Source organism: Cyanobacterium sp. T60_A2020_053 (assembly GCA_015272165.1).
Classification (GTDB): domain Bacteria; phylum Cyanobacteriota; class Cyanobacteriia; order Cyanobacteriales; family Cyanobacteriaceae; genus Cyanobacterium.
Genome location: JACYMF010000037.1, coordinates 1 through 22,513 on the forward strand (window position 1 = coordinate 1; position 22,513 = coordinate 22,513).

Genomic DNA, 22,513 nt, shown 5'->3' on the forward strand with positions numbered 1-22,513 from the left:
CGCTAAAATTGAATGTCAGTGAAAGTACAGGTATTATCCCAGAGAAGGAGGGAAACTAGGTGAGTGACGATACAACTATGCAAAAACAAGACTCTCGACACGAATTAAGAGAATTAGTTAATTCTCAATTAAGATTATTATTAGAACAAAATAATAAGGAAAATATCATGATTTTTAAAAATTTTACTAGGCTACAATGGGGAGAATATGCCTTAAATTTCATGTTATTTATAATGTTAATTACTAATAATAATTTGCGTAATTATCCCCTACTTTTATTAATTATCATTTTAGTATTAATGGTTAATTTAATTAATCGTATATCTTTAGAAAATCGCACGAAGAAGCGCATCGCTGCCGCCTTAAAAATTCAGTTAAATAAGTTTACCGAAAAAGTCGAATATTTCCAAACGGAAATTGAAAAATTAAAAAGACAATCTGCCCTTATTCCTCCTCCTTTTTCTCCGCCATCCATATCTCTTTCCGATGATGAAATTATTGCTTCTTTACAGCGAGATATGAATAACGTTAATGAATCTTTAGGGAGTATCATCAATTATTTTAAAAACCATGATTTAGAAGGCAGAATTAACACTATTGAGCAAAAGTTATTATTTTTAAGTGTTAATTATTCTGATATTCCTGATACGGTTAATCAAATTAATTTACCAGGAAAAGCGACAATAAATCCAGAAATTAGTGAATATAATCCTCAGCCACCGCCGAAAATTGCTTGGAAATGTATTAGTATTATTGATGCCCATGAAGAATCCATAACAGGTTTAGCTGTTAGTAATGATAAACAATATTTATTTAGTATTTCTTGGGATCAACAATTAAAAATTTGGTCTATAGAAAAAGGTATTGAAATTGATCAAATTTCAGGGTCTCAGCAGGGATTATTAACAGTAGCTATTAATCAAAATAATTATTTACATCGAGGAGTAGCTACAGGAAGTCTTGATCAAGATATAAAAATATGGTCATTAAAAAGTAAGTCAAAATCCCAATATGAGCTAATTTTAGAACAAACTTTAACTGAGCATAATGGCTCAATTCATGGATTAGCCATAGCGCCCGAAAATAACTTATTAATTAGTGGTAGTTATGATCAAACTATCAAAATTTGGAATTTAAGTAATGGTGAACTAATTAGTAGTTATTATGATGATAATGGTGCCATTAATGCTTTAGCTATTAATGATCGAGTGGGCATTATTGCCAGTGGTGGCGGTGATGGCACTATTTCCATTTGGGGGATGAAGGGCGCTGGTAAACTATGTACTTTAGTGGGTAATCTGGCTTCGGTGGAATCTTTGGCTATTAGTAACTCAGGGGAATATGTAGCGGTGGGGGGCGCTGATGGTATGATCAAAATGTGGTATCTTCCCCCTAGTATTTTCGAGGTTTTTCAGGAAGTTTCCCCAACTATGGAGTTAAAAAGCCATCATGGACAAGTAATGGAGTTAATTTTTCATCCCGACGATCAATTACTTTATAGCGGTGGAGTTGATGGATTAATTAAAATTTGGTATGTTTTGACAGGTAAAGAATTAGGTCATCTCAATATCAGTGATAATAATCGTATTTTTTCTTTATCTTTAAGCGAAGATGGAGAGATTTTAGTGGCTGGTGGTGTGAATGGTGTGGTTAAAATTTGGCAAAAAAGTCAAAATTAAGTAGGCAAAATTAATTGTATGTTTACCTTACAAAAGGCAACAGGCAAAACGCAACGGGCAAGAGATTATTAAACAAATTTTATTAATTTCAAAATAGACAATCTATTTTGCATCAGCACTTAAACAAAAAAATAGAAGTTTTTCTCACAAAATAGGAATTGACAAAAATAAGCCAACAAAATTCTGATAAAATAATGAGCGTCAAGCCGTCTGATATAGACGAGGTTTTCGACTGTAAAATTTCATGAATAACCCCGAATCCTTAGCCCAAGTCAAAGAAAAAATTATCGAGCAATACGATAATCTCCCCTATCCTCATATCCCTATCGAACAAAAACCTACTTTTGACTATAACGCTTTTTTTGTTCATGACATCACCACATCCTATTATTTAGCACAACAAAAAATTATTGAGCGTCAAGATAAAATTATTCTCGATGCAGGATGTGGTAGCGGTTGGAAAACTCAAACCATCGCCAATGCTAATCCGGGGGCGAAAATTGTCGGGGTGGATATTTCTCCGAAATCTATTGAAATTGCCGAAGCGAGGTTTAAATATCACGGTATTAGTAATTGTGAATTTCATGCCATTAGTCTTGATGAAATTTCCCAGCTAAATTATCAATTCGACTACATCAACTGTGATGAGGTGATTTATTTATTACCTAATCCAGCCGAAGGTTTACAAATGTTGCAATCTGTTTTGAGTGCAAATGGTATCCTGAGAACAAATTTTCATAACTATTATCAAAGATTTCACCTGTTGAATATGCAGGAATTATTTGAAACGATGGGGTTGATGGAAGATAACCCCGATGATTTTGAGGTGGAAATAGTTAAGGAAACTTTTACTAATTTAAAAAATAATGTTGGTGCTAAGGGTTTTTGGCAAAGCGGTTTTGCCCCTTTTATAACTAATGCTGACAAGCTCAAAAGTAGTGTTTTAATGAATTATCTGCTACAGAGTGATAAGGGTTATACCATCCCCCAAGTCTTTACCATGCTGGCAGATGCCAATTTACAATTTCTATCTATGACTGATTGGCGTAGTTGGAATGTGCGTGATTTATTTCAAAATAAGGAAAATTTGCCTGATGCTTGGGAAATGGGCTTAGAAAATATTTCCCTTGAGGAAGAATTACATATCTATGAGTTATTAAATCCTATTCATCGCCTAATCGATTTTTGGTGTGTTAATGGTGATGCTTCTCTACCTCCGCAAGAATCGGTAATGGCATGGAGTTTCGATGATTGGTTACAAGCGCACGTCACCCTACATCCACAATTAAGGAATGATACCGTAAAAAATGCTTTCATAGAAGCCATTAAAAGCCAACAATCTTGCTATTTGAATCGATTTATCACTTTAACAGCCCAAGGCAATGTTGAGATTGAAAGTAATACGGCAAGTTGTTTATTATCCTTGTGGGAAGGAAAACAAAGTTTTCAAGATTTAGTGAAACGGTGGCAACAAATTAAACCCATTAATTTATTAACCCTAGCGCCCGTCACCCATGAGGAAGTATGCCAAGATATGATTAAAACCCTAACAAAATTAGAAAGTTTCTTATATGTCTTAGTAGAAAAATAAAGTTATTTCCCCTCTCCCACAGGAGAGGGGCTGGGGTAAGAAGAGAATTAATCGAATCCTTTGTCGTGGGATTTCTACCATTAGAAGAACAAAAAAGAATAGTAGAGAAAGTGGATAAAATGATGAAATTATGTGATGAGTTAGAAGAAAAAATCACCGCTCAAACGGATACCCAAACAAGGCTTTTAGATGCTATGGTTTATCGCATTTCCCCACCGTGTAATGAATTACACGGTTAATGGTATCACGTTCAATGAATTGAACTAAGATGTTATTTTTAAGGGTTATATTTTTCTAACTGAGCAATGGTAGTTTGATTTTTTATTTAATCAATGAATAATAAAAGAGTTTAATTTATTAAACGAAATTACGATAGCCGTGAAATTTATTGCGCGGCGATATTAAACGATAGTCATTTCATATTTGCATGGGGTGGAGGGCGCTGGATTATTCCCCTCGCCTGTGGGAGAGGGGTTAGGGGTGAGGGATTATGGTGAAGGGCGCTTTGAAGTAAAGAGCAAAAAAGGCAAATACTCAAGGCATTTTTAGTTTATAGGAAAAAGTAGAGGTATTTTCAGTTAAGATTAACTATTGATAGTTTTAGAAGCAAGTAAAACATGGATTTTTCTAGTCAGATTGCTAGTCAGTTAAATGCCATGACGATTTTACCCGAAGGAATCGTCATCACAACTTTATTATTAGTTTTAATCGTTGATTTAATATTGGGGCGTAAATCAGCTTCCCTTCTTCCTTATCTCGCTATGATTGGTTTGGTTGGGGCGGTGGGCGCTTTAATTTGGAATTGGGATAGCCCTAATCCCCAATCTTTCCTAGGCTCTTTTATCGGTGACAATTTAAGTATTGTTTTTCGTATTATCATAGCGCTCTCCACCGCTATCACCATCGCCATGTCGGTGACTTATATCGAAAATACTGGCACATCCCTGTCTGAATTTATCGCCATCATGCTAACTGCCACCCTAGGAGGAATGTTTCTCTGTGGCGCGTCAGAGTTAGTGATGATTTTTGTATCCTTAGAAATGTTAAGTATTTCATCCTATCTCATGACAGGTTACATGAAGCGCGATCCTCGCTCTAACGAAGCCGCGCTAAAGTATCTCTTAATTGGGGCAGCGAGTTCAGCCATTTTCCTTTATGGGTTATCGTTACTATATGGTTTATCTGGTGGTTTAACCAAAATTACCGAAATTGCCTCAGTCATCACCCCTGGTAAAGGTTTAGAATCTCTCGGTTTAGCCATTGCCTTAGTATTTGTTATCGCTGGAATTGCCTTTAAAATTTCTGCTGTGCCTTTCCATCAATGGACTCCAGACGTTTATGAAGGTTCACCAACTCCCGTGGTTGCTTTCTTGTCTGTGGGTTCAAAAGCCGCTGGTTTTGCCGTTGCCATTCGTTTACTAGCCACTGCTTTCAATCCCATGGATGAGCAATGGCAGTTTATCTTTACCGCTTTGGCAATCCTTAGTATGGTATTAGGTAACGTGGTGGCATTGGCTCAAACTAGCATGAAAAGAATGTTAGCTTATTCCTCCATCGGTCAAGCTGGTTTTGTGATGATTGGCTTAGTTGCTGACAGCCAAGCTGGTTACTCTAGCATGATTTTTTATCTCTTTATCTACCTGTTTATGAACTTGGGCGCATTCACCTGTATTATTTTGTTTGCCCTCAGGACTGGTAGTGATAAAATTAGTGATTATGCTGGGTTATATCAAAAAGACCCCTTACTCACTCTTGGATTAAGCCTCTGTTTGCTCTCTTTGGGCGGTATTCCACCTTTAGCTGGATTTTTTGGTAAAATTTACATTTTTTGGGCAGGATGGCAAGAAGGGCTTTATGGCTTAGTTTTAACGGCTTTAGTTACCAGTGTTATTTCAATCTACTATTACATTCGAGTAGTGAAAATGATGGTAGTCAAAGAACCTCAAGAGATGTCCGAAGTAGTGAAAAAATACCCCGTCGTGCGCTGGAGTGGTGTTGGTATGCGCCCCATGCAAATTTCTTTGGTGTTATTGGTGATTGCTACTTCTATTATTGGCATTTTGTCCAATCCTATCGTTACTATTGCTAATGATTCTGTTAGTAGTAGTAGCTTTTTACAATCAGCTCTCAATCCTGTGGAGTCTGTAATAGATGTTAGTTTAAGATAGTTTGTGTTTTAAATTTTCGTGGGGGTTGAACATTGTTCAACCCTTAAAAAACGTACTAACGAAAATTAATCAAAATATAGTTGGTCTAGTCAAATGTCTATAAATCAAGAATCCCCCGTTATAATCTTTGATTTAACGGGTAAGCGTCAACTAATCTTCTACATAGTGAATATAAAAGAGAGGAAACCAACTACGGTGTAAAATTTCTTGTCCAAAAGTCCTCAAAGTCCAATCCAACAAAATATTATCATGATCATCAGCTAAAGCAATAGCACTAATATCATATTCCAGTGCTACGTTAAGAGTTTCAGGAATAGGATCACCTTTTTTCACCAAATAATCCACATCCATACCCAAAGAATCTAAATCTTGCTTAATTTTTTCTAATTCTTTTTTCGCACGATTAAAATTATCTTCAATTAACAAAGGAGACCTTGAAATGTCTTCAATTACGGTTAATAATAAAATTTTGTGACCCTTACTAATAACTTTATCAGTGGCATACTGCTTAATTTTTTTGATTAAGTAATTAGAAGATTTACCTCCTTTATAAGGAATTAACCAAAAATCATTCAAATGACGACAACGTAAAGCCAACTCCTCTTCCCGAAATATAGAGATTAACTGAGGACGTAAAATCATAATTGGAACATTTAATTTTTTGGTTAACTTAGTGGCAGTAGAACCAAAAATACCTTTCTGTATAGCATTTTTTAAAGCTGTGCCGATAATAACAAAATCACAATTAAATTTTTTTACTGCTTCCAAAATAGTATTACTAGCATCTCCTGAAGCAACCTCAATATTAACAGTCATGCCATCAGGAATAGAAGGCAAACTATTGTTTAAAAAAGCCTTTGCTTCATTAATTTTGTCAGTATCCACACGGGGAATCTCACCCTGAGTCCAAAGAGGTACACTATGAAAAAAGGTAATTTCTTCCAACCCACCAGCGCCCAAATCCTCAACAAATTTGCTTAGTCTTTGCAAACCTTCCGTTAAATCAGTACAAATCAAACAACGCTTAAACATTTATTTACTTAATAACAATTTAATTAATATTCTTTGTTTTAGAGTAGCATTTCGACTCAAGAATCCGAAAAAATCTCTTTTATATCTTTTTATCAACTACATAACTTATCCAAAACTCCCTGAGTCGAAACCACATGATGATCTAAACCTAATTTATCAGGTTCAATACCCAAAGCCAAGCCAATTAACTGCGGTAAATGTAAAATCGGTAAGCCAATTTTTTCTTGTACTACCTTCTCTACTTCAGGCTGTCGAGAATCGAGGTTGAGATGACATAATGGACAAGGGGTAACAATACAATCAGCGCCCTTCCCCTTAGCATCAAGTAAGTTATTTCCTGCCATCATAAAAGATTGCTTTGTCGCATAACTCGCTAGAGGCCAACCACAACACTTTATCCTACCATCGTAATACACAGGAGTAGCCCCCAGCGCCCGAAACACATTTTCCATAGATTCAGGATGAAAAGGATCATCAAAAGGAAGGTTTTTTTGAGCCCGGAGTAAATAACAACCATAAAAAGAAGCGCACTTCAACCCAGCCAAAGATTTTTTGACCTTTGTTTGCAACTTATCTAAACCATAATCCCCCACCAGCGCCCACAATAAATGTTTAACATCTGTGGTGCCTTGATAGGGAGAGCAGTTTTCTTTGGTTAAAAAACCATTAACCTCGTTTAAATAATTAGGGTTGTTAAGTTTTGCCTCTTTCAGTCTTTCATCCACATGACCAATAACCCCTTGACAGGTGCTACAGTGGGTTAAAAGGGGTAAATTAAGGGACTCAGCGAGGGCAATATTACGAGCGTTGACAGTATCCTCTAATAGTTGAGAGTCTTCCTTAAAAGTACCAGAGCCACAACAAGAGGCTTTTTTGAGTTCAATTAATTCTATTTCTAATACTTGACTAATGGCAACAGTAGAAATGTGTAACTCTCGACAAGCGCCTTGGGCTACACAACCGGGAAAATAAGCATAACGAAGCATAATTATTAATTGATAATTGATAATTGATAATGGGTAAAAAGGGCAAAGGGCAAAGGGCAAAGGAAATTATTATTTCATAATTCATAATTGCCCTGTCTTCTTTTCTTCCCATCTCCCCTGCTTCCCTTTCTCCCCTGCTTCCCCTGCTTCCCCATCTCCCTTTCTCCCCCGCTTCCCCTGCTTCCCCATCTCCCTTTCTCTAAATTTTGGGTATAGTAAAACTGACTTGAGAGCCTTTACCAATATGGGATTCAACTTTCATTGTACCGCCATTTTTAGCGACAAACTCCTGACATAATAATAAACCTAATCCTGTTCCCTTTTCCCCTTGTGTGCCGTCTCTACTGATACAATGTTCTATATTAAATAATTTGTTAACCTGTTGTTGGGTCATACCTACTCCCGTATCACTAACTATAACCCTAATTAAATTATGCTCCACCTGTGATGATACTGTCACCTGCCCTTCTTCGGGAGTAAATTTTAGGGCATTATTAATCAAATTTTGCAAGACAGACTGTAACATTTTTGTATCCCCATAAATAGTTTGTGCAGGGATAATTTTATTAATTAAAGAAATGCTTTTAGTTCTTGCTACTCCTGATAGCATTAATAGTATATCGTCAACAACTTCATTGAGATTGAGTCGAGTAGGCTTCCATGGTAAGCTACCAATTTCTAACATTGACCACTGTAAGAGATTTTCTAAAAGACGATAAGTGCTTTTGCCTGTGTTATAAATATCACTACTGAGGTCTTTAATTTGTGTGATGTCTAAATTTTCGGCATTGCTTTGCAAGATGTCAGCAAATCCTAGCATGGAGTTGAAGGGCGCTTTTAAGTCGTGGGCGATAATGGAAAAAAATTTATCTTTACTGGCATTAACTTGCCTTAATTGTCTGGCGTAGTTTTGTAATTTACTGAAGGATAATCTTAATTCTAATTGGGCGCTTACCTGTCGAGCCAGAATTTTGAGGGCTTTAATTTGGTCTGCTGAAAACTGGCGCGGTACGGTATCAATGGCGCATAATGTACCTAAAGAGAAGCCGTCTGGAGTGATGAGAGGGGCGCCGGCATAGAAGCGAATGTAAGGGCTTCCTGTGACGAGGGGATTATCGGCAAAACGCTCATCGGCGGTGGCATCCTCAATGATAAATACTTCGCTTTGTAATATTGCATGACTACAGAATGCTATATCTCGATTGGTTTCCCTTGGTTGTAAACCAACTTTTGATTTAAACCATTGCCTATGGGTATCAATCAAACTAATCAAAGTGATGGGAGTGCCACAAATACTGGAAGCCAGTTGGGTTAATTCGTCGTAAACTTCCTCAAAATCCGTGTCTAGGATGTCATAGCGTAATAATGCTTCGATTCTTTGTTGTTCATTATCGGGGAGGGGCGCTGATTTCATCTTTTCGGTGAACTTTAATTTAGTTCTTTGATAACATCATATACTTTTACTAAGGAAAAGGGAAGAGGGGGTTAATTATTGAATTATTGATTGTCGATTATAAATTTCCTTTTGATTAGAGGGAGAATTTTGTAGTTAAAAATTCTTGACATTCTGTGACAGTTTTTCTTTGTTTCATCAATTCTACTAGCTTTAAATAGGCTTCTTGATGAGTTTCAATGATAGTTGTTGCCTGTAAAATGGCTAATCTTTGGCGCATAGCAACATTAACTATTCCATCACTTAATTGAGAATAAATCTGTTGAAATTTGATTTTATCTTCTTCTCCTCCCTGAGATGATTCATAAAAAATTTTTTCAGCAGCAATTCCAGCCATTAAAACTACACCTACTCTTTCTAACATCAAATTTTTTTCTCGCATATCTTGAGGGTTTTCTTGTAAAAATTCGGTGTCAAAGATGACTCCCCCACTACCTGTATTTTTTTTTGTTAAAGTTTCCCATGCTGAGAGGGTATAGCTTTGAATGGGGATTTGGTTGACGTGCGCTGTGAGAAAATGTCCTGCTTCATGAAAAATTATTCTTTCTTTTTGTTCGGCAGATGCAAATATATCTACCAACAAATTTATGCCTTGATTTTGCCAATTAAGGGTGTCAATAGTTACTAAACCCAGTAAAACAAAGGTAATAGTAGCCGGGATGAAAGGAGATAGATTAATTAAAGGGCCTAAAAGTACTGATAGTGTAATGGTAAAAATGCTAATGGCTAAAATATTTAATCCTGTTTGTTGCATAGAGAAAGAATTATCAACTTTTATTTCAGTGTAACTTAAACCTTATTTTATATGGAATCTTCGGTATGCTTCTTTTCTTTATAACTTGATAGTGTAACATAGTTGATTCCTCCATGAAATTTCTGTTTAATTGTTGATTGAAAAAAATAAATTGGGTAACTGATGTTACCCACAATAAAACTTAAAATACTAATTTTTCGTTCGCATTCAACCTCTGAAAGCATTAATATCCCCTTTGACTGCCTAACATCAGTTATTACATTTGTTTAGCAGTTACTGAAAATCAGCAACGCCTAATGGTGGAGGGCGCTGTTTTTGATTGATAACTAGCCTAGCTTAAAATATTTAGGTATATTCAGAAGTTATTAATGTTTTTTAATGCCCTTAATAACACTCTCTAGTATCTCATAATAACCATCAATTTGAAGAGTTAATTTTTTGATCAATATATTAACTTCTTCTTCTATTCTTTTGTCTCTTATTTGCTTCACAATGTTTAAAATATCATAAAATACTTGACCAACTATAGGATGTTCTCGCTCCAAAATTTCCAACCAAATAGCTTGGTCTTCTTTGTCGATTTCCCATATTTTTACATGATGTTTTATGATGTCGTTAATATAATTATTCAAATCTAAATTAGATTTTATTAACTTTAACTTTTGGGGATATTCAGATGAAAAAGTATTAACAATCTTTTTTGCAAATGGTTGCCAAACAGTCTCAAACTGTTTATTCCAATCTTGTCTATCTTGAGTTATTTTCAACATAAGTTTAAAACAAATAATTATAATTTTCAGTTTTTTAAATCATTAATAGTTTTATCTATAAAATCTAAGAAAATGTTTGATTGTAGAATAATATCTTGATAGATATTCATATCATAATAAAGAGAAAGTAAATCTTTAGATGGTTCTATGTTAGGTTGATTCTTTCTCTCATAAATTTTTACATTTTCCCCGATTAAAAGAAGATATTGATCAACACTATTTCTTAATACTTTTTCTCTTTGTAAAATTTCTTTTTTGACATTATTAAAAATGTCATCTCTAGTATTTTTATTAGAGATAAAATTTTCTATATCTCTTGAAAATTTAAGAGTGAAAGTACCCCAATTTCCTATATTGTTACTAACATTAGTAATTAAATCTTCTTTTAACTCTAAATGCTGTAAAAAGCTACTGTAATTCCATTCGGGAAAAATGTTAATTTCATCAATTTTATCATTAGACCTTATAATACTTGTGTTTAAATAATCAATAAATGTTTTATTTCCAAAATTCCATTCTTCTTTTAGTTGATTTACCCACATCGGTTTATCTTCTTTAATCAAATATTTTGCTTCAGAAATTATTTTATTTATTATAATTTTTAAATTACTAAAAATAGATTGTTTTTCTTTCTCTAAAATTAATCTAATTGATTCTACTTTTTTCACAAAGTGAAGTTTTCTTTTTTCTGAAACTTTTTCCCTTAAATCTTCCAATTCTTTTATCTTTTCTTCCACCGTGAAAATTTTAAATTGACAGTGACTAACCACATTTTTTAAATGTTTTTGAATTTTACTGAGTCTTGGTAATAAAATTAGTCTTTCTGTAATAAAAGAATCCAATAAATATCTTAACTGAAGTTTAAAATTATTGATATTTTTTTGATAATGAGTCGCCATTTCTGATTCATCTTGTTTAAGAATCGATACCAATTATTTCCGAAATTTTTCCTATCTTAGAATCAAAAAGAATCTTGGCATACTCTTTAGAATCATAGCTAATAGTAGTAATTACACCAGTTGCTCTATTTGTACGACTGGGTAATATTTTTTTCCCTAAAATTGCATTGATAAAAGTAGATTTGCCAGATTTAAAAACGCCAAATACAGAAATTCTTTTTTTGTGTGTTAACAAATCATATTGTAATTCATAAAAGCGATTAATTAAAGAGTCAAAGTTTTGTATTTCTGTTCTTAATTTAATCTTACTAAAAATAGCAGATATACTTATGAGCTGAGTTGCGATATATTTAACCTCATGGGAAAAATAAACAAAATTAAATTGTTCATTTTGCGGAACAAAACAATTTGGGTCATTAGCATAAAAGCGATTTACCATAATATTTTTTGACAAGAAATATATTTTTATCTAATTTTTTATAAGTTTTTTCCCTTTGTAAAGCCACTGTATTTCATCTAAAGAATATTCTTTATCGTAGGCATTTTTACAGATTTCATTAAATAAATAGATAACTTCATTTTTAATAGCAGAAATTCTTATTTTTTCTTGTTCTATAGAAAATTTTTTATTCTTTTTATCCTCGATTATTTTTTGTTGTTCTTTCCTCACTTCCTCTATTTGTTCTTGAATAGTACAAATTATTTGAGTTTTCAAGTTAGTAAACTGTTCATTAATTTTTTCATTGATACGCCATTGTAGTTCTGGTAGTTTTTCATCGACTTTTTCAAAAAGTTTTTTCCCTATACTTGTAATTAATTTATTTTTAGATTTTCCTCCCTTAATAACAAATTGAGTTATTTCGGCAGCGATTAAGGCAATTCATTCAATAGGACCTCCAAATATTGATAAAATAAATGTTACTAATACTGCTTGTTTAATAGTTTCTAAAAAGAAATTTGACCAATCATTATCTCCCATTAAACTACTATTGATAGTGCTGAAATCACCTAATATAGTGCTGATAATTAACTGCATTACAGTATCCGTACGATTTTCAATTACATCAATTAAATTCTCACCAATAAAAAGAGATTCAATTAAAGAAATTTCTCTAGCGAAATCTTGAATAGATGTATCTAATTGTTTTTGTAAACTACTTAAATCTTTGTTGATGATAATAGGAATGCGATTAGCCCATTCTTCAAATTTAAACTTTAAATATTTCATTAAATCTTCATTGATCGCTTTTGTTGTAGAATTACGGACTAACTCATCAAATACCATAGACCCAACACTTAAAAAATTCAACTGATCTAGTTCTGTAAATTCTTTGTAGTCAAATTGCCAATCATCTTTCATTTTCATGATATAAGTTTCTATATCAAAACATAATTTATCGGTAATATTATTAGCGTATAAATTGATAATTTCTTTAATTCTATTTTCTCTTTCTTCTAATAGTTTTAATTTTTTTTCTGCGATGATTCTTCTCTCTTCTAATACTGATAATGGTTCACCCAATAGTTTTTCTTGTTGAGTTATTTTTTGCTCTAATTTATCTATGGTTAATATCAATAAATCAACTACTGAGCTTATTCCTGCTCTAAATTTTGCTCCTGTAGTTAAGAAATTCTCTAGTTCCTTTTCAAATGCTAAAATTCCAGATTTTTCTATTAAAGATTGCTTAATTGGTTCTTTTTTTCTTCCTTTAAAAGCTGATTTAGAATCAACTAGATATAATCGTTTATTTAATAATTCTTGATCTAAGTTTGTTTTTTGATTTGAATATAAATTTTTGAGATAGTTGGCAAAGTATTTACCTATTTTTTCTCTACCGTCATTATCATCGTCGTCATCATCATCATCAACTAAGTCTATTTTATTAACCACAAAAAAGATATTTTCGTTGCTGTTGTTATTATTAAAATTATCTTCAATAAATTCTCTTTCTTCTTGTCTCAATGGATGAGTTGCATCAAAAATAAAGATAACTGCGTGGGATTGTTGTAAAAATTCTGTGGTTAATTTTGTTCGGGAAATTTGCTCCCCAATACCCGGAGAATCAATTAATCTAACTCCCCCTTTACATAAGTTATATCTACACTCTATTTCAGCAAATTCAATGTCTTTAAATCTATTTATATAATGAGTTGTTTGTAGAGTTTCTTGGTCGTCAATATCTAAAACATATTCTTGATCAAATTCTTCAAACGTTATATATTTAGGCTCTTGATTATTACTATAATGTAGCTTAACTTTTCCTTCTTCTCCATAGACTAGCATTGTTATAATAGCCGTTGCAGGACAATTATCCATTGGTAGTTTTCGACTGCCTAACATGGCATTTAACAGGGTACTTTTTCCGTTACTAAATGTACCTAAAACCAGTACATTAAAAATTCCATGTTTTAAGTCTTTTGAACGTTTTTGAAGATTTTTTGCTTCGCTAGTTATACCTAATCCTGCTTTAAGTTTTTTTCCATCATGTAAGGATATTTCTGTTTGCTGATAATCACCTATTAAAAGAGATATTTTATCTATAGCAGTGGTAACATTTTCTATTTTTTTACTGATGCTTTCATAGCCTTCTACCTTATTATCATTAGCAAAATTACCCATTAACATTGCTGTAAAACTATTAATATTATCTTCTATTTCTATGGCTTTTTTGATGCGGTGATTTATTTCTTCTTCTGTTAATTTTGTTTTGTTAATTTCTTGTTGTAAAATTTCAATTTCTTTTAAAGCATCTTGATATTTGAATTCTGCTTCTTGTTTTAATTTTTCTATTTCTTGTTTTTTTTGAGATTCTAGGAGTGCGATAGCATCTTGTTTTTGTTTCAAAATTTGCTGATATTTAGATTCTGTTTTTTGCTGTAAAATTCCTATGGCTTCTTTTTCTTTTACTTCAGCTTCCGCTAGTTTTTTAACTCTCTCCGCTTCTTGTTTTAGTTCATTTAATTGCTTTTCTATTTCGAGGGTAGGATTCGGTGGAATAATAAATTCTTGGAAATGAAAATGATCATCATAAAATGAGCGGTAATACCAAATACTTAATTCCCATGCGTATTTAATATGAGCTAAAGCTGTTTTATAATCAGGCTGATCATAGTTAATGTGAGTAGCATTATTTCCCTCTATTCTAATATAGAAATACCGACTTTTAATGCAACTTGTTTAGCTAATAACTCTCCAAACTGTCTAAGTTTTACTAAACAAGTATTGGTATCAAGATGTAAACAGTATTCAGCTAGAGAAGCTAAATGAGTTAATTGTTTATTCTCTGACTGTAGAAAGCTAAAATTAGAGGAGACAGGTATCATGAAAGGGTATAATCTGATTTTTCTGTTGGTTATCACATCATAGTAAATCCTGACAAGAACGAAACGAATTTCGATTTATCTTAATTTTTTTTTAACTTTCGTAATTATAATTTGTATTATGGTGAAAAGATAAAAACGTTAATCTCAAAATATCTAATACAGTTCTCAACTTTTCAAGTAATTGATCATTATCGATGGTTACTTCAAACCCAGCGCCCTCCACCGTTTACCATGCTTTGGGTTGAAATTCATCACCATTAAAAATAGCAACACTTTCGCCACTTTGACCTAAGACAAATATACCTTGACGATAAGCATATTTATCAGCGCCCTCCTCCATTTCTATTCCTGCTACTGCACCATATAAATTTTTCTGACTATATTCTGGAAAAAACCGTTTAAATCTCTGTAAATCTTTGATTAAATCTTTCACATCATTAACACCTAAACTACTTTTGACTTCCACCACTAAAACATGATTTTCGTTAGTCACTAACACATCAATTTCGAGAATGTCACCATCAAGACGTTTTTTTACCCGTTGACTAACTTGATGCACAGGAATACCACGACTAAGGAATAAAGTTTCGCAGGAGGGCGCTACCATATTTTCCACAAAGCGCCCCCATTTACCCCCCAGATTACCAATTTCTTTACTTAATCGGGTTATTTGACGGTCTGTTTCTTGAAAACGGCGATCTGTTTCTAAAGATTGCTCTTTAAGAATATCCTTTGTTTCTTGAAAACGGCGATCTGTTTCTTGAAAACGTTGCTCTGTTTCTTTTTGAGCTTCTGTTAATTCTGCTAATAGTCTCCAAACATCATCGGCGGTAGTTGTCATAAATATTCACATTACTAATCTTGTACTAACTGATACTATTTTATCTTATTTTTTGATCTATTTTTATGACCAGCGCCCTCCACCCCATGCCAAAATCTCTTACTTCCCTCTCCTGCGGGAGAGGGGTTGGGGGTGAGGGCAAATCTTTGTTTGTGGGGTTTCGTGCCTCCACCCAAGCGACTATAATTATTAATTGTTAATTTAATCCATAGGTTATGTTAAAAATCGAACTACCCCAAATTCCGTCTCAGGCTTGGCAGTGTGAAATAGGTAAAACTTGGGATAATCCCTACACTGTACGTTATTCCAGTAACCTTGATGATGGTCCTAATCACGGAATGCCGTTAGGGGGGATGGGCGCTGGATGTATTGGTAGAAGTCCATCGGGCGATTTTAACCTATGGCACATTGATGGCGGAAATCATACCTTTCAAAGTCTCCCAGCTTGTCAGTTTGCGGTGTTTGAGCAACCAGAAGGGGGAGAAGCCCAAGTTTATGCCCTGAATACTAATGCCCCTGAAGATGGCAGTTTATCCCGTTGGTCATGGTATCCTCAAGGTAAGGGAAGTTATCATGCTTTATACCCTCGCAGTTGGTTTCAATATGAGGGAATATTTCAATCTCAGTTGATATGTGAGCAATTTTCCCCTGTTTGGGCTGGAAGTTACCAAGAATCAAGTTATCCCGTAGCAGTATTTGAGTGGAGTATCCACAACCCCACCGATAAACCCATCACCATGAGTATTTTATTATCGTGGCAAAATAGCGTCGGTTGGTTTACTAATGCCATAAAATCCCTTGACGTGAAAGTTAGAGATGACGGTAGCCCCGTGTATGAATATCAACCGCGCTGGGGAGATAGTACAGGTAATCTTAACCAATTAATCCAAGATTCCTTCCGTGTAGGTTGCTTATTTGACCGCATTCGCATGGGTGATGAACCAAAGGAAGGGGAAGGACAATGGGCATTTGCCACCACTACAAATCCTACGTTAGAAGTATTTTATCATACCCGTTGGAACCCCAAGGGGGATGGAAGCGAAATTTGGGATCGCTTTGCTTATAATGGCTCATTACCAGATTACCAAGACGAGACACCGGCTGAACCTACGGAACAAATTGCCGGGGCAATAGCGATCAGATTTACTATTAGACCGGGTAAAACTAAAAAAATTCCTTTCATTTTAAGTTGGGATTTTCCCGTGACAGAATTTGCTCAAGGAATTAACTATTTTCGCCGTTATACGGACTTTTTCGGGCGCAACGGGCGTAATGTGTGGGCAATGATTCGCACGGGTTTAAAACACCATGATATGTGGCAAAATAAGATCAAATTGTGGCAAGAACCGATTTTAAATAGTTCTCGTTACCCTGAATGGCTGAAAATGGCTTTATTTAATGAATTATACCTATTAACTCAGGGGGGAACTTTATGGACGGCTGCCACGGAAACTGATCCCGTTGGTCAGTTTGGTATCCTTGAGTGTATTGATTATCGTTGGTATGAAAGTTTAGATGTACGTCTTTATGGTTCATTTGCACTATTGCAACTGTTTCCCCGTTTAGAAAAAGCCGTGATGGAAGCCTTTTCTCGTGCTATTCCCACGGCAGATGATACTCCGCGCGTAATTGGTTATAACGGGGCAAGTGCCATCAGAAAGGCGAAGGGCGCTACTCCCCACGATTTGGGCGCACCTAATGAGCATCCTTGGGTTAAAAGTAATTATACCAGTTATCAGGATTGTAATTTGTGGAAGGATTTAGGCTCAGATTTTGTCCTTTTGGTATATCGAAACTATCTCTTGACGGGTAAAAATGATCAAGATTTCCTCTGGGAATGTTGGGATAGTGTGGTGGAAACTTTGCACTATTTAAAAGGTTTTGATTTGGATAATGACGGTATTCCTGAAAATGGGGGCGCGCCTGATCAAACTTTTGATGATTGGCGTTTACAAGGCATCAGCGCCTATTGTGGTGGTTTATGGATTACGGCGTTAGAAAGCGCCCTCCGCATCGGTAATATATTGTTGGCTAATCCCCCTGTTAATCCTAATTTAGAGCGTGAAAATGCGCAGGAAGAAATAACAGCGTCTTTGGTTTTATTCGAGGATTGGTTGCAACGGGGGAGGGCGCTGTATCATGATACCTTGTGGAATGGTCAATATTATCGCCTTGACACGGGAAGCGGTTCGGATGTGGTGATGGCTGATCAACTTTCGGGGCAATATTACGCGCAATTATTGGGTTTACCTGATGTGGTTGAGTCTCAATACGTCAAAACAACTTTACAAACTATTTATCAATCCTGTTACCTAAATTTTCACGGCGGTAAATTCGGCATCGCTAACGGTGTTAAGCCAGATGGTAGCGCGGAGAAAGAAAATGATACTCACCCCTTGGAAGTGTGGACTGGCATTAATTTTGGTATCGTTGCTTTTATGATTCTTAATGGTATGAAAGAGGAAGGTTTACAAGTTGCTGAAACGGTGGTTAATCAAATTTATGATAATGGTTTACAATTCCGCACTCCCGAAGCTATCACGGCGGTTAATACTTTCCGCGCTAGTCATTATTTGAGGGCGCTGGGCATTTGGGCGATTTATCATGCTTTGAATAAGTGATCCCCCCTAACCCCCCTTCAAAAGGGGGGAAAGCCCTCACCCCCAACCCCTCTCCCACAGGAGAAGATACCCTCACCCCCAACCCCTCTCCCACAGGAGAGGGGAGTAAGAAAGCAAAGAGTAAGAGAAAGGGTGGAGGGCGCTGGATGAAGCAAAAACCTTAATTATAAATACTCCGATAAATTAGCTTGTTTTAATAAATATCTCAATAGTCCAATTTTTAGGTCTTTATTGCCATGAATTGGTACAGAAATTTTAACTTTGACATCCGTTTTGCTGTAAATATGATGGCTTCCTTGTATCCGAATTAATTTCCAGCCATTTTTTTCTAATAATTGGGCTAATTTTTTGCCTGTCATTGATTTCATACAGCAATTTCCCACACTGTTGAATTATCTTCTAATGTTAAAGATTCTGTATCGACTAATAAATATCCTTCAATGGCTTCATAAAGATTTTGTAATAATTCTTCAAAAGAATCTCCTTGAGTGGCACAACCGGGTAATGATGGCACTTCCGCCCAATATCCACCTTCTTCTGCTGAATGTATAATTACTTTTATTTTCATAAAATTTAATTAATTTTAAGTGTGATTTTACATATCATAGCAAAAGATTTGAGAACTTATCTGAAAAATTGCTAAAATAAATACTTGGCATTTTATATTCTAAAATAAAGATTTTGCAATCAATATGAATGAGATTATTTTAAAAGAAATTAAGCCGAGTTTACTATCAAAATTAACTAATTTAGCAACTTTACATAGTCGTACATTAGAGGAAGAAATTACGGCAATTTTAGAGGATGCCACCGCAAATAAAACTTGGTCTGCTAATTTTTTTGAGCTTACTTCTGGTTGTTGGCAAGGTGAATCTTTAGTCAGGGAAACACAACCAGCATATCAAGAAAGAGAGGATTTATTGTGAGTTATTTGTTAGATACTAATACTTGCATTCGTTATTTTAATTCTGCTAATCATAATGTTTCTGAGTTTTGTCGTGTAGATAATTTACAGTATGAGGATTGGGAAATAGAAAATTAATTAATGATCTTTTTTTCTTGTCAGCAGATATGATAAAACGAGGTCACAATTTCAAAATAATGAGGTCAAAAATGGTCAAAAACATTACCCCCCCCTACAAAAATAAGGGTTTCAGGGCTTTTAATTTTTTAGCAACTCTCGGCATCGCTTCTCTAGGATTATTAATGTCTCAAACTTCGGCGGAGGGCGCTGGTTTAAGTTTTAATTGGTCATTTGTGATTGGTAATGGTTCTACTGGGCAAGTTGGAGAAACTGTCAGTGGCACGATTTCTGGTTTACAAAACGGCAGTAATGATGGTAATGGTTTAGCTATCGTTGTCACTGATACCCCTACAGATGAGTTCGAGGGATTAAGTGATTGGAGTTTTCTTCGCACAGGGGGAGGTGAAGATGCTTTCATTGTCACAGATGGGGAAGTGACTCTTGCTAATGCCCTCTTCTTGAGTTCAGGTCCTAGTTTATTCTTTGGTGGCTTTGTGGACTTTACCTTTATTCCACAGTTAGTTGACTTGGATAGCGATCCCAACTGGTTCAACGTCGATGGAGGAAAAACCCAATTTACCCCTCTCAATAGTGTTACCACTCCTGAACCTAGTATGATGGTGGCAACTGTGATCGTAATGGGCGCTACTCTTATTTTCAAGAAGAAGAAATAAGCCCTCACCCCCAACCCCTTTCCCATAGGAGAGGGGAGTAAGAAAGCAAAGAGTAAGAGAAAGAGAAAGGATTGCCAATAGGTAAGTCGTATCCAACCCAAAAATTGGTAAAATTGAACTGTTGAAATACGACAGCGATAAGGATTATGGCAATAACAGCAGATGATGTGTGGGCAATTTTAGCTGAAGTAACGATCAAACAACAAGAATTAACAGAATCACAACCAAAAACCGAGTTATCTCAACAAAAAACTGATTTACAAATTAGTAGGTTAAGTAAAGAAATTGGAGCATTAGGAGGGCGCTGGATTTAGATGAAAACTTCGATTATAAATACTCCGATAAATTGGCTTGTTTTAATAAATATGTCAATAGTCCAATTTTTACCTCAGTTCGATGCAAGAATGTTTGATAAGCGCAGGTTTCAGGTATTGGAAAGGGTGTAATTTTCAGACAATCAGATAATTCTTCACAGTTTTGAGGTTTTGAAGTAAATTGAGCAGGAGACAAACAGTTAAATATTGAGGTAAATTAAATTGATTTTTTAAATGTTGTTGATAAATATTAGGGAGTAGAAACATTTTTTTGACATCAAGAATATTTTGGTGCAACAGATTCTATTTTCTCAGAAGTATTACCTTTACACTCTTTTATTTTCCATCTTTTCAGCTACTTTGTCGCCCCCACAGCAATTTATATTCATTGAAAACCTAAATTTTTTATTATCAAGAAATGGGAAAATTTGAGGCTAGATAATAAGCTAACTTTGGTGGCACCGCATTGCCAATTTGAATATAGGCTGAACCATTAGAACCATAAAAAACAAAATCATCATCAAAAGTTTGTATTCTGGCACATTCTCTTACTGTCAGTCTTCTATGTAAGTCAGGATGGGGATGTATTACAGCACCACCTGTGCCTCCGCCTCTACCTAAAATAGTAGGCGAAGGTTTATTCCAATCTAACTGTCTATTTCCTAAATAATTATTAACTTTAACTTTATGTTGTGAACCTTGATGATTATTAATTTTGTGGCAATATTCTCTCGGCAAATCAAAAATAGCATCTCGTATTGTTTTATATTCATCTTTTTTATAAATAATTTTTGGAAATTGATAAGTAAAATTAATATCTTGTCTAACCCCAATAATAATTACTCTTTTTCTTAATTGAGGTACACCATAATCAGCAGAATTTACAATTTTCCAATTAACTTTATATCCAGCTAATTGAAAATCATTTAAAATCATTTTAAAAACTTTTCCAGTTTTATTCTTTTTATCTTCTACTGTTTCATAGCCACCTAAATTAGTAATTCCTGTAACATTTTCTGCTAAAAAAAACTTAGGTTGTTTGTCTGTTATTACTCGTAATAATTCTAAATATAATTTATTCCTTGTATCTTCTTCTTTTCGATAAGGATTTGCCACAGAAAAACCTTGACAAGGAAAGCCTCCTATGATAATGTCACTATTAGGAATTTTTTTTGAATCAATATTTTCTATAGAATCTAAAACTAATTTTGTTTTTGTAATATCAAAATTTTTTTTATAAGTTTCAATAGCATTTTTATCTATATCATTTGCCCAAATAATATCATGTCCTGCTCTTTCAAATCCTAAATCTAATCCTCCACAACCACAAAATAAAGAAACTACTTTCATTAACTTATTCCCTCCCTATTTTGCTCAATAGTATTTATAATTTTATCTAACTCTTCAAAGATTAATTGCTTGTAATTATCTTGAGGGTCATTGATATATTTTACTAATAAAGATGATATTTTTTCTTCAAAATTAGAAAAATCCTTCAAAATTGAATCTTGTAAAAAACGAAAATCTAATTTTATATGCTTAGATATATTTAAAATTTTACTTCGGTCAACTCTTAAAGAATTTCCCTCCCACCTATTAACTACCATTAAAAATTTATCAATATCGATAATAATTTCTTTTAACAAGTTAATAAATTTTCTTCTAGGTAAAAAATACAAATCCATAATTTCATCATCTTTTATGGCAATTAGAAAATCTGCTGAAAATATATGTTCAGCCATATCAATAAATCTTTCTTGAAACTTTTTAAGTTTATTATTATGCTCTAATAGTTTTAATAAATTTTTTAATAAATTACGGGAACCTAAACCTACTGTTAATGTTTCATTATTAATTTTTACTTCTTTCCCTTTTCTTTCATTTAAGTAATCCTCAACATCTAGTAAATAAAACAAAGCTGTTTTTTCAAAAGAACCTAAGTTTATCTCTTTATTTGTTTTAATTAAAGTTTTAATAGAAAGTTGATAATTATTTGCAAAAATTAAATCTCCTTTCTCACGGCGATTAGATAGTACAAAATTAGTGATAAAATGATTTTCTATAAAAATATCTTGGTTATCAATTTGCTTATTAACTCTTTTAGTTTCATCACTAATAATACCATTAAATATTATAGATAAATAATCTTCTAAATCTCTGGCTGATGTCTTTCTTTTTGCCATGTCTTTCGCTGAAATATTTTTCCATAAATAGTTAAGCAAGTAAGCACTATTAAACTTTTGTCTTGATTCTATTAAGTACATAAAAAAATCTTCAAAATCTGTAATAGATGTATTTTCAGATTTTAATAATTGTTTTTCTACCAAAAATTCTTTAATAATTTTAATAATTGAATGTTGAGCAATCATAAATAAATAGATTT

At 34.0% G+C, this 22,513-nt stretch carries 24 protein-coding genes and 1 pseudogene; 9 read left to right on the forward strand and 16 right to left on the reverse strand.

Annotated features, from left to right (window positions below):
- Positions 1-59 precede the first annotated feature (59 nt).
- From IGQ45_05530 to IGQ45_05545, 4 genes are all read left to right on the forward strand, one after another.
- A complete protein-coding gene (locus tag IGQ45_05530; protein MBF2056683.1) occupies positions 60-1,679 on the forward strand; it encodes a WD40 repeat domain-containing protein in 1,620 nt (539 codons plus the stop codon).
- Positions 1,680-1,923: 244 nt separating this feature from the next.
- Positions 1,924-3,270: a methyltransferase domain-containing protein gene (locus IGQ45_05535; protein ID MBF2056684.1), complete on the forward strand. Its 1,347-nt coding sequence runs from the start codon at positions 1,924-1,926 to the stop codon at positions 3,268-3,270.
- A 65-nt stretch (positions 3,271-3,335) separates the two neighbouring features.
- Entirely contained in the window at positions 3,336-3,509 is a 174-nt protein-coding gene (locus IGQ45_05540) for a hypothetical protein (protein ID MBF2056685.1), read from the forward strand.
- Between the two features lie 378 nt (positions 3,510-3,887).
- On the forward strand, positions 3,888-5,438 hold the full coding sequence (locus tag IGQ45_05545) for an NAD(P)H-quinone oxidoreductase subunit N (GenBank protein ID MBF2056686.1): 1,551 nt from the start codon (positions 3,888-3,890) through the stop codon (positions 5,436-5,438).
- Between the two features lie 150 nt (positions 5,439-5,588).
- Here IGQ45_05545 and IGQ45_05550 read toward each other — a convergent pair whose 3' ends face one another.
- The 12 genes from IGQ45_05550 to IGQ45_05605 form a co-directional block, all read right to left on the reverse strand.
- Positions 5,589-6,470, reverse strand: coding sequence for a universal stress protein (locus tag IGQ45_05550; protein ID MBF2056687.1), 882 nt, complete (start codon positions 6,468-6,470; stop codon positions 5,589-5,591).
- Between the two features lie 92 nt (positions 6,471-6,562).
- Positions 6,563-7,456, reverse strand: coding sequence for a CoB--CoM heterodisulfide reductase iron-sulfur subunit B family protein (locus tag IGQ45_05555; GenBank protein ID MBF2056688.1), 894 nt, complete (start codon positions 7,454-7,456; stop codon positions 6,563-6,565).
- 199 nt (positions 7,457-7,655) lie between these two features.
- Positions 7,656-8,870, reverse strand: a complete 1,215-nt coding sequence (locus tag IGQ45_05560; GenBank protein ID MBF2056689.1) for a GAF domain-containing sensor histidine kinase — start codon at positions 8,868-8,870, stop codon at positions 7,656-7,658.
- Between the two features lie 115 nt (positions 8,871-8,985).
- Positions 8,986-9,663: an ATP-dependent Zn protease gene (locus IGQ45_05565; GenBank protein MBF2056690.1), complete on the reverse strand. Its 678-nt coding sequence runs from the start codon at positions 9,661-9,663 to the stop codon at positions 8,986-8,988.
- A 365-nt stretch (positions 9,664-10,028) separates the two neighbouring features.
- Positions 10,029-10,433 carry a hypothetical protein gene (locus IGQ45_05570; protein ID MBF2056691.1) on the reverse strand — a complete coding sequence of 135 codons (405 nt, stop codon included), beginning with the start codon at positions 10,431-10,433 and terminating at the stop codon, positions 10,029-10,031.
- A 26-nt stretch (positions 10,434-10,459) separates the two neighbouring features.
- Positions 10,460-11,332 (reverse strand): hypothetical protein, encoded by an 873-nt coding sequence (locus tag IGQ45_05575; GenBank protein ID MBF2056692.1) that lies wholly within the window; start codon positions 11,330-11,332, stop codon positions 10,460-10,462.
- A gap of 16 nt (positions 11,333-11,348) precedes the next feature.
- A complete protein-coding gene (locus tag IGQ45_05580) occupies positions 11,349-11,771 on the reverse strand; it encodes a dynamin family protein (GenBank protein MBF2056693.1) in 423 nt (140 codons plus the stop codon).
- A 30-nt stretch (positions 11,772-11,801) separates the two neighbouring features.
- Positions 11,802-12,047 carry a hypothetical protein gene (locus IGQ45_05585; protein ID MBF2056694.1) on the reverse strand — a complete coding sequence of 82 codons (246 nt, stop codon included), beginning with the start codon at positions 12,045-12,047 and terminating at the stop codon, positions 11,802-11,804.
- A 165-nt stretch (positions 12,048-12,212) separates the two neighbouring features.
- On the reverse strand, positions 12,213-14,177 hold the full coding sequence (locus IGQ45_05590; GenBank protein MBF2056695.1) for a dynamin family protein: 1,965 nt from the start codon (positions 14,175-14,177) through the stop codon (positions 12,213-12,215).
- Positions 14,178-14,470: 293 nt separating this feature from the next.
- Positions 14,471-14,656 carry a hypothetical protein gene (locus IGQ45_05595; GenBank protein MBF2056696.1) on the reverse strand — a complete coding sequence of 62 codons (186 nt, stop codon included), beginning with the start codon at positions 14,654-14,656 and terminating at the stop codon, positions 14,471-14,473.
- Between the two features lie 226 nt (positions 14,657-14,882).
- Complete coding sequence (locus IGQ45_05600) at positions 14,883-15,497, reverse strand: DUF3782 domain-containing protein (GenBank protein ID MBF2056697.1); 615 nt, start codon at positions 15,495-15,497, stop codon at positions 14,883-14,885.
- A gap of 35 nt (positions 15,498-15,532) precedes the next feature.
- Positions 15,533-15,673, reverse strand: a complete 141-nt coding sequence (locus tag IGQ45_05605) for a hypothetical protein (GenBank protein MBF2056698.1) — start codon at positions 15,671-15,673, stop codon at positions 15,533-15,535.
- Positions 15,674-15,712: 39 nt separating this feature from the next.
- On the opposite strand from IGQ45_05605, the gene IGQ45_05610 reads away from it, so the two are divergent.
- Both IGQ45_05610 and IGQ45_05615 read left to right on the forward strand, forming a co-directional pair.
- Entirely contained in the window at positions 15,713-18,118 is a 2,406-nt protein-coding gene (locus tag IGQ45_05610; protein MBF2056699.1) for a bile acid beta-glucosidase, read from the forward strand.
- Positions 18,115-18,282, forward strand: coding sequence for a hypothetical protein (locus IGQ45_05615; GenBank protein ID MBF2056700.1), 168 nt, complete (start codon positions 18,115-18,117; stop codon positions 18,280-18,282). The genes IGQ45_05610 and IGQ45_05615 overlap by 4 nt, the downstream gene beginning before the upstream one ends.
- On the opposite strand, the gene IGQ45_05620 is transcribed toward IGQ45_05615, so the two are convergent.
- Complete coding sequence (locus tag IGQ45_05620; GenBank protein ID MBF2056701.1) at positions 18,283-18,486, reverse strand: type II toxin-antitoxin system HicA family toxin; 204 nt, start codon at positions 18,484-18,486, stop codon at positions 18,283-18,285.
- Positions 18,483-18,686 carry a type II toxin-antitoxin system HicB family antitoxin gene (locus tag IGQ45_05625; GenBank protein ID MBF2056702.1) on the reverse strand — a complete coding sequence of 68 codons (204 nt, stop codon included), beginning with the start codon at positions 18,684-18,686 and terminating at the stop codon, positions 18,483-18,485. Before IGQ45_05625 ends, IGQ45_05620 begins: the two co-directional genes overlap by 4 nt.
- Before the next feature lie 124 nt (positions 18,687-18,810).
- On the opposite strand from IGQ45_05625, the gene IGQ45_05630 reads away from it, so the two are divergent.
- The 3 genes and pseudogenes from IGQ45_05630 (at position 18,811) to IGQ45_05640 (ending at position 20,124) form a co-directional block, all read left to right on the forward strand.
- Positions 18,811-19,044 (forward strand): hypothetical protein, encoded by a 234-nt coding sequence (locus IGQ45_05630; protein MBF2056703.1) that lies wholly within the window; start codon positions 18,811-18,813, stop codon positions 19,042-19,044.
- Positions 19,045-19,231: 187 nt separating this feature from the next.
- On the forward strand, positions 19,232-19,816 hold the full coding sequence (locus IGQ45_05635) for a hypothetical protein (GenBank protein MBF2056704.1): 585 nt from the start codon (positions 19,232-19,234) through the stop codon (positions 19,814-19,816).
- A gap of 146 nt (positions 19,817-19,962) precedes the next feature.
- Positions 19,963-20,124, forward strand: a pseudogene (locus IGQ45_05640) (DUF3782 domain-containing protein).
- A gap of 417 nt (positions 20,125-20,541) precedes the next feature.
- Here the strand turns inward: IGQ45_05640 and IGQ45_05645 are convergent.
- Positions 20,542-21,480 (reverse strand): DNA cytosine methyltransferase, encoded by a 939-nt coding sequence (locus IGQ45_05645; GenBank protein MBF2056705.1) that lies wholly within the window; start codon positions 21,478-21,480, stop codon positions 20,542-20,544.
- Positions 21,480-22,499: a hypothetical protein gene (locus IGQ45_05650; protein ID MBF2056706.1), complete on the reverse strand. Its 1,020-nt coding sequence runs from the start codon at positions 22,497-22,499 to the stop codon at positions 21,480-21,482. Before IGQ45_05650 ends, IGQ45_05645 begins: the two co-directional genes overlap by 1 nt.
- Positions 22,500-22,513 lie beyond the last annotated feature (14 nt).

Excerpts from the sequence above, each read along its gene's own strand:
- IGQ45_05535 (MBF2056684.1), top strand. The coding sequence starts at position 1,924 with ATGAATAACCCCGAATCCTTAGCCCAAGTCAAAGAAAAAATTATCGAG.
- IGQ45_05545 (MBF2056686.1), top strand. The coding sequence starts at position 3,888 with ATGGATTTTTCTAGTCAGATTGCTAGTCAGTTAAATGCCATGACGATT.
- IGQ45_05550 (MBF2056687.1), bottom strand. The coding sequence starts at position 6,470 with ATGTTTAAGCGTTGTTTGATTTGTACTGATTTAACGGAAGGTTTGCAA.
- IGQ45_05555 (MBF2056688.1), bottom strand. The coding sequence starts at position 7,456 with ATGCTTCGTTATGCTTATTTTCCCGGTTGTGTAGCCCAAGGCGCTTGT.
- IGQ45_05560 (MBF2056689.1), bottom strand. The coding sequence starts at position 8,870 with ATGAAATCAGCGCCCCTCCCCGATAATGAACAACAAAGAATCGAAGCA.
- IGQ45_05565 (MBF2056690.1), bottom strand. The coding sequence starts at position 9,663 with ATGCAACAAACAGGATTAAATATTTTAGCCATTAGCATTTTTACCATT.
- IGQ45_05570 (MBF2056691.1), bottom strand. The coding sequence starts at position 10,433 with ATGTTGAAAATAACTCAAGATAGACAAGATTGGAATAAACAGTTTGAG.
- IGQ45_05575 (MBF2056692.1), bottom strand. The coding sequence starts at position 11,332 with ATGGCGACTCATTATCAAAAAAATATCAATAATTTTAAACTTCAGTTA.
- IGQ45_05580 (MBF2056693.1), bottom strand. The coding sequence starts at position 11,771 with ATGGTAAATCGCTTTTATGCTAATGACCCAAATTGTTTTGTTCCGCAA.
- IGQ45_05595 (MBF2056696.1), bottom strand. The coding sequence starts at position 14,656 with ATGATACCTGTCTCCTCTAATTTTAGCTTTCTACAGTCAGAGAATAAA.
- IGQ45_05600 (MBF2056697.1), bottom strand. The coding sequence starts at position 15,497 with ATGACAACTACCGCCGATGATGTTTGGAGACTATTAGCAGAATTAACA.
- IGQ45_05610 (MBF2056699.1), top strand. The coding sequence starts at position 15,713 with ATGTTAAAAATCGAACTACCCCAAATTCCGTCTCAGGCTTGGCAGTGT.
- IGQ45_05620 (MBF2056701.1), bottom strand. The coding sequence starts at position 18,486 with ATGAAATCAATGACAGGCAAAAAATTAGCCCAATTATTAGAAAAAAAT.
- IGQ45_05625 (MBF2056702.1), bottom strand. The coding sequence starts at position 18,686 with ATGAAAATAAAAGTAATTATACATTCAGCAGAAGAAGGTGGATATTGG.
- IGQ45_05630 (MBF2056703.1), top strand. The coding sequence starts at position 18,811 with ATGAATGAGATTATTTTAAAAGAAATTAAGCCGAGTTTACTATCAAAA.
- IGQ45_05635 (MBF2056704.1), top strand. The coding sequence starts at position 19,232 with ATGGTCAAAAACATTACCCCCCCCTACAAAAATAAGGGTTTCAGGGCT.
- IGQ45_05645 (MBF2056705.1), bottom strand. The coding sequence starts at position 21,480 with ATGAAAGTAGTTTCTTTATTTTGTGGTTGTGGAGGATTAGATTTAGGA.
- IGQ45_05650 (MBF2056706.1), bottom strand. The coding sequence starts at position 22,499 with ATGATTGCTCAACATTCAATTATTAAAATTATTAAAGAATTTTTGGTA.